Genomic DNA, 6501 nt, shown 5'->3' with positions numbered 1-6501 from the left:
CTGACCCAATCGGGTATCGAAGCGGCAAACTATCCTTTCTGTACCATCGAACCCAACGTCGGCATCGTTGAAGTCCCTGATCCGCGTATGGCCGAATTGGCAAAAATCGTCAATCCGCAAAAAATGCAGCCCGCCATCGTCGAATTTGTCGACATCGCCGGTTTGGTTGCAGGTGCGAGCAAAGGCGAAGGCTTAGGCAACCAGTTCCTCGCCAACATCCGTGAAACTGACGCGATTGTTAACGTCGTGCGTTGCTTTGACGACGACAACATCGTCCATGTCGCAGGCAAAGTCGATCCGATTGCCGACATCGAAACCATCGGCACCGAGTTGGCACTGGCTGACTTAGCCAGCGTCGAAAAAACCATCGTCCGCGAAGAAAAACGTGCACGCTCAGGCGACAAAGACGCGCAAAAACTGGTCGATCTGTGCAAAAAACTGCTACCTCATCTGGACGAAGGCAAGCCTGTACGCTCCTTCGGCTTAGACGCAGAAGAACTCGCCATGCTCAAACCACTGTTCTTGCTGACTGCCAAACCTGCCATGTATGTCGGCAACGTTTCCGAAGACGGTTTTGAAAACAACCCGCACCTCGACCGCCTGAAAGAATTGGCTGCAAAAGAAAACGCGCCGGTTGTGGCCGTATGTGCCGCGATGGAAAGCGAAATCGCCGAATTGGAAGACGATGAAAAAGCCGAATTCCTCGCCGAAATGGGCTTGGAAGAACCGGGCCTGAACCGTCTGATTCGTGCCGGCTACGACCTCTTAGGCCTGCAAACCTACTTTACCGCCGGCGTAAAAGAAGTCCGCGCTTGGACCATCCACAAAGGCGACACTGCGCCACAAGCCGCCGGCGTAATTCACACCGACTTTGAACGCGGCTTCATCCGTGCCCAAGTTATCTCCTACGAAGACTTCATCGCTTTAGGCGGCGAAGCCAAAGCCAAAGAAGCAGGCAAAATGCGTGTGGAAGGCAAAGAATACGTCGTACAAGACGGCGATGTGATGCACTTCTTGTTTAACGTGTAAGTAAGGTCGTCTGAAAGCATAAAGAATGCAAATCAAATTTGGTAGGCTAAGCTTTTCTTAGCCTACCTTCCTTCAAAGTTTAGGGAAAATGTCTAATATCAATCTTATAGATATTGTAAAAAATATATTTTATTTTATTGGTTCGTCAGCAGGATTATTTGCGGTTCTTCGCCCAGTATTTGAAAGCAAACTTCAACAAGATATTCAAAATGCTAGGAAAATAATTGAACGAATTGGAGAAAATAGGATTTTATACTTAGATTCAAGTATTTATTCCCATCGTTGTGTTTCTAGTGAATTTTTTGTAGATATAGATATTTTAAGTAATGATATTAGCGAGAAAAAACAATGCACACGCTTTTCCAGTCATATTTCATGCTATTTCGATACCGAACTAAAAGAAATTATAAATGAATATATCAACCTAAGAAGCTACATACAAGTTCCGGAATGGGAGCCTAGATACAATGACGATAATGGAAAATCAGCGTGGTATTTCAATAAGAAAGCTGAAAGTTTTTATCCATCAGGAGAGCATTTTCCCGCTAACTATCCGAAACATTTAGAAGAAGCTGCTAAAATAGCTGACAAAATAAAAATAAGATTTTTAAGATTCCAAGCATTAACTGAGCTTCATTACATAGAAACAATTTTTCACAAATGGACCGTAGCTAAATTATATAAAAAACATAACTTGACCGTATAAATAATGTTCAAAAGATCAAAAATTTAGAAATAATTAAATTCATGAAATTGCTAAATCAATATCTAGCCTATTTTAATCAACGGAAGTTTCAATGAAATCAGTTATCCAAGACCTACAATCGCGTGGCTTAATCGCCCAAACTACCGACATCGAAGCCTTAGACGCTTTGTTGAACGAACAAAAAATTTCCCTCTATTGCGGTTTTGACCCGACAGCAGACAGCCTGCACATCGGCCACTTGCTGCCTGTATTGGCATTGCGCCGTTTCCAACAAGCCGGCCATACGCCGATTGCTTTGGTGGGCGGCGCGACCGGCATGATTGGCGACCCAAGCTTTAAAGCCGCCGAACGCAGCTTGAATTCTGCCGAAACCGTTGCCGGTTGGGTTGAAAGCATCCGCAACCAACTGACCCCTTTCTTAAGCTTTGATGGCGACAATGCGGCCATTATGGCCAATAATGCCGACTGGTTCGGCAGCATGAACTGCCTCGACTTCCTGCGCGACATCGGCAAGCATTTCTCCGTCAACGCCATGCTGAACAAGGAATCTGTCAAACAGCGTATCGAGCGCGACGATGTGGGTATTTCCTTCACCGAATTCGCCTATTCCCTGCTGCAAGGCTACGACTTTGCCGAATTGAACAAACGCCACGGCGCGGTTTTGGAAATCGGCGGTTCCGACCAATGGGGCAACATCACTGCCGGTATCGACTTGACCCGCCGTCTGCACCAAAAACAAGTATTCGGCCTGACCCTGCCTTTGGTAACCAAATCAGATGGCACCAAATTCGGCAAAACCGAAGGTGGCGCAGTATGGTTGAACGCGAAGAAAACTTCTCCGTATCAGTTCTACCAATTCTGGCTGAAAGTGGCCGATGCCGATGTGTATAAATTCCTGAAATACTTTACCTTCCTGTCTATCGAAGAAATCGACGCCATCGAAGCCAAAGACAAAGCCAGCGGCACCAAACCTGAAGCGCAACGCATTCTTGCAGAGGAAATGACCCGCTTGATTCACGGCGAAGAAGCCCTTGCCGCCGCCCAACGCATTTCTGAAAGCCTGTTTGCCGAAGACCAAAGCCATCTCACCGAAAGCGACTTCGAGCAGCTGGCACTCGACGGCCTGCCGACTTTTGAAGTTTCCGAGAGCCTCAACGTGGTGGAAACTTTGGTGAAAACCGGTTTGGCGTCTTCCAACAAAGAAGCGCGCGGCTTTGTTAACAGCAAAGCGGTTTTGCTCAACGGCAAACCTGCCGAAGCCAACAATCCGAACCATGCCGCTGAAAAACCTGACGATGCCTACATGCTGACCGACGAACACAAACGTTTCGGCAAATACACCATCGTCCGCCGCGGCAAACGCAACCACGCTTTGTTGGTTTGGAAATAATCTTGAAACATTAAACGCATCGTTTAAAATAATCATGCCGTCTGAAATCAGCCACGCTTTTTTCAGACGGCATTTTCTATTGATGATATTCAGTTCTCCCAAAAAGAAAGGGCAGGTTTTGCACCTGCCCTTCTATTAAGTTATCCAATTTCTTTAAGAAACTTTTATCGCTTGCTTACTGCAAACGCTCATTTTCTTGGCGTACGGCATTCACCACATCCGCGCCAAACAAAGCGTTGACATCGGTTTCATCAAACACATACTTGGTATGGCAGAAATCGCAATCGATTTGAATGCTGCCTTGTTCTGCCACCACGCCGCCTACTTCCTGACCGCCAAGCATCAACAGCATATCGCTGACTTTGCCGCGGGAGCAGGTGCAGGCAAATTCAATGGCTTCCGGTTCAAAAACGCGGGGCGGGGTTTCATGGTAAAGGCGGTAAAGGGCATGATGCGCATCCAAACCAGTCAACTCTTGCGGAGTAAGCGTTTGTGCAAGCGTGGTCACATGTTCCCATGCGGCATCATCCAATTCTTCTTCCGGCAGGCGTTGCAGCAATAATGCACCTGCGGCTTGGTCGTCGGCGGCAAGCGTAATATAGGTATCGAGCTGCTCGGAACGTTTCATATAGTTGACCAGCATTTGCGCAATGCTGTCGCCTTCCAGCGGCACAACACCTTGCCAAGGGTCGGCATCTTTAGGCTGATGGGTCAAAACGAACACGCTGTTTTCGCCTAACAGCGCAGTCAGGCTTTCATCATCACGGATTTCAGCAGTTTCGTCCCAACGCGCGGTAGCACGGACAGTATTTTCAGAAGTCGCTTCCACCACCAACATTTTCAGACGGCCCTGACCTTGAACCTGAACAATCAGCGTACCTTCGTTTTTAAGGTTGGCAGACAATAAAGAACCGGCGGCCAACAATTCGCCCAATGCACGACGGATGGCGATAGGATAATGTTTTTGGTTGACGATGTGGTGCCAAACTTTTTCGAGGCGGATGTGCATACCGCGGATAGGCATATCGTCGAAGATAAAGCGTGTACGGATATCGCTGTGATTTTGTGTCATGTCAGTCTCTGAAAATAAATCAATGAATGCCGCTTATATGGTTGCAGCGGCGGATAAATCAAGCGAAACCGCGTTTGATGTTTTTCTAGTTTGTTTGGAAACAAGGGTTTAACGCAAAATAACAGCAGTTTTTTTGCCAAAAAGACGGTTTTTGAATACAATCAAGCAGATAACAAGAGAATGATACGGGATAACATCTCAGAAACCGGCAATGTGCCTGCAATCGGCAGGGAATGCCTTCTGAAACGGAAGTTTTTATAATGAATTTTTTACTCCGGCTCGCAGCAGTTTGGACTTCGGTCGCCATGCTTGCGAGCGTCAATTTTTCTTACGCCGATGATTTGGAAAACCTGATTACCACCCGTCAGCGTGTTTTAAACCAATTCAACGACAACGCCAACGTTTACGGCAATACGCGTCAGGCAACCCCTGTCCATCCCACCAATACCTATCCTGCCGCAAGCAACAATACGCGCGCACCTTCGGGCAATGCAGATGAGTTAATCGGCAGCGCCATGGGCTTGCTTGGCGTGGCCTACCGCTACGGCGGCACATCAGCCTCTACCGGCTTTGACTGCAGCGGCTTCATGCAACACATCTTTAAACGCGCCATGGGCGTAAACCTGCCGCGCACCTCTGCCGAACAGGCGCAAATGGGCGTTGCCGTGAACCGTTCGGAATTGCAGCCGGGCGACATGGTCTTTTTCCGCACCATGGGTCGCGGCCGTATTTCCCACGTCGGCCTTTACATCGGCAACAACAATTTCATTCACGCGCCGAGAACGGGCAAACGTATCGAAATTACCAGCCTCGGCCACAAATATTGGAACGGAAAATACGCCTTTGCCCGCCGCGTGAAGAAAAACGACCCATCCCGTTTCTTGAATTGAGGTGCACGATGGCGATGCCGCAAATGCCCAAATGGTATGACGACGACGGTCAGATTGTTTCCTGCACCGAAAAAGTCAAAGTCATGACCGAAAACTTAAACGAACTGTACCAAATAGCGCAGGACGCATTTGAAGACGCGCTGCTGATGGGTTGCTCCGAAAAACAGTTGCGCGAATACTTCCGCGACTTAATGGCCGGACTAGAAAACCCTTATCAAAAAAACGGTTAGTTATTCGATCCATACAAAAAAGGCCGTCTGAAAGTTTTTCAGACGGCCTTTTTTTATCGTGCCGATCCCTTACCCTATTGCTAACATTCCACAACGCGCACGGATACCGGTATGGCTTTTTTCTGCAAGGTAATTGCTAGACCGGCGAGTGAGGTTTCTTTGTAAGTTGCCTTCATATCGCGGCCGGTTTGCAGCATGGTTTGAATCACTTCATCAAGTGAGACTTTTTTGTCTGTGCCGTCTTCCAAAAGCGCGAGGGTGGCGAGTTTGAGGGCTTTTTCGGCGGCGATGCCGTTGCGCTCGATACAGGGGATTTGCACCAAGCCGCCGACAGGGTCGCAAGTCAGGCCCAAGTGGTGTTCCATGGCCATTTCGGCGGCGTTTTCCACTTGTTTCGGTGTACCGCCGATAACTTCGGCGTATGCGCCTGCCGCCATGGAACATGCCACGCCAACTTCGCCTTGGCAGCCGACGTCCGCACCGGAAATCGACGCGTTGGTTTTATACAAAATACCGATGGCGCCGGCAGTCAGAAGGAAATCTTCGACACGCGATTGGTTGGCGTGCGGATTAAATTTGCGGAAATAGTGCAAAACGGCAGGAATAATGCCTGCCGCGCCGTTGGTCGGTGCGGTTACGACACGGCCGCCGGCGGCATTTTCTTCATTGACCGCCATGGCGTACACCATCGGCCAAAGTTGGGTATTGACGATTTCGCTCTCGCGCAGGACTTTGAGTTTGGCTGCCAACTGCGGCGCACGGCGGCGAACGTTCAAGCCACCCGGCAACTGCCCTTCCGCACCCAAGCCGCGCTTGATGCAGTTTTCCATCACATCGGCTACGGCAGCCACACGGCGGCGCACTTCCGCCTCATCGCAACCTGCCAACGCCGCTTCATTGGCCAACACAACTTCGGAAATATTCAACTGGTTCAGACGGCATTGTGCCAACAACTCGTCGCAGTTTTTGTATGGATACGGCACATCGGCATTTTCCTGCGCCTCTTGTGCAAACCCTTCGTCTGTAACGACAAAACCGCCGCCGACCGAATAATAGATCTGCTCTTTCAGCTTCTGGCCGTCTGAATGGTAGGCAATAAAGTTCAGGCCGTTCGGATGTTTGGGCAACACTTTGTCGCCGCGGATATCCAAATCTTTTTCAGGATTGAAGGCCATTTCACGGCC

Annotated in this window: 7 protein-coding genes; 5 read left to right on the top strand and 2 right to left on the bottom strand. The window is 49.0% G+C overall.

Annotated features, from left to right (window positions below):
- The 3 genes from ychF to tyrS form a co-directional block, all read left to right on the top strand.
- A partial coding sequence (ychF, locus tag ACTHS3_RS09735) for a redox-regulated ATPase YchF (protein ID WP_440367845.1) occupies window positions 1-1029 on the top strand: 1029 nt, incomplete at its 5' end.
- Between the two features lie 88 nt (window positions 1030-1117).
- Entirely contained in the window at window positions 1118-1735 is a 618-nt protein-coding gene (locus ACTHS3_RS09730; RefSeq protein WP_004519533.1) for a hypothetical protein, read from the top strand.
- 91 nt (window positions 1736-1826) lie between these two features.
- Entirely contained in the window at window positions 1827-3125 is a 1299-nt protein-coding gene (tyrS, locus tag ACTHS3_RS09725; RefSeq protein ID WP_004519532.1) for a tyrosine--tRNA ligase, read from the top strand.
- A gap of 175 nt (window positions 3126-3300) precedes the next feature.
- Here tyrS and hslO read toward each other — a convergent pair whose 3' ends face one another.
- Entirely contained in the window at window positions 3301-4197 is an 897-nt protein-coding gene (hslO, locus tag ACTHS3_RS09720; protein ID WP_004519531.1) for an Hsp33 family molecular chaperone HslO, read from the bottom strand.
- 260 nt (window positions 4198-4457) lie between these two features.
- On the opposite strand from hslO, the gene ACTHS3_RS09715 reads away from it, so the two are divergent.
- Window positions 4458-5087 carry a C40 family peptidase gene (locus ACTHS3_RS09715; RefSeq protein WP_039862067.1) on the top strand — a complete coding sequence of 210 codons (630 nt, stop codon included), beginning with the start codon at window positions 4458-4460 and terminating at the stop codon, window positions 5085-5087.
- Between the two features lie 8 nt (window positions 5088-5095).
- Window positions 5096-5317: a hypothetical protein gene (locus tag ACTHS3_RS09710; RefSeq protein WP_004519529.1), complete on the top strand. Its 222-nt coding sequence runs from the start codon at window positions 5096-5098 to the stop codon at window positions 5315-5317.
- 80 nt (window positions 5318-5397) lie between these two features.
- Here the strand turns inward: ACTHS3_RS09710 and ACTHS3_RS09705 are convergent.
- Window positions 5398-6501, bottom strand: a 1104-nt coding sequence (locus ACTHS3_RS09705; RefSeq protein WP_440367842.1) for an L-serine ammonia-lyase, incomplete at its 5' end; no start/stop codon positions are given.

This window comes from Neisseria sp. P0009.S007 (assembly GCF_051962515.1).
This window is presented reverse-complemented; position numbering and strand designations above follow the sequence as displayed.

Excerpts from the sequence above, each read along its gene's own strand:
- ACTHS3_RS09730 (WP_004519533.1), top strand. The coding sequence starts at position 1,118 with ATGTCTAATATCAATCTTATAGATATTGTAAAAAATATATTTTATTTT.
- tyrS (WP_004519532.1), top strand. The coding sequence starts at position 1,827 with ATGAAATCAGTTATCCAAGACCTACAATCGCGTGGCTTAATCGCCCAA.
- hslO (WP_004519531.1), bottom strand. The coding sequence starts at position 4,197 with ATGACACAAAATCACAGCGATATCCGTACACGCTTTATCTTCGACGAT.
- ACTHS3_RS09715 (WP_039862067.1), top strand. The coding sequence starts at position 4,458 with ATGAATTTTTTACTCCGGCTCGCAGCAGTTTGGACTTCGGTCGCCATG.
- ACTHS3_RS09710 (WP_004519529.1), top strand. The coding sequence starts at position 5,096 with ATGGCGATGCCGCAAATGCCCAAATGGTATGACGACGACGGTCAGATT.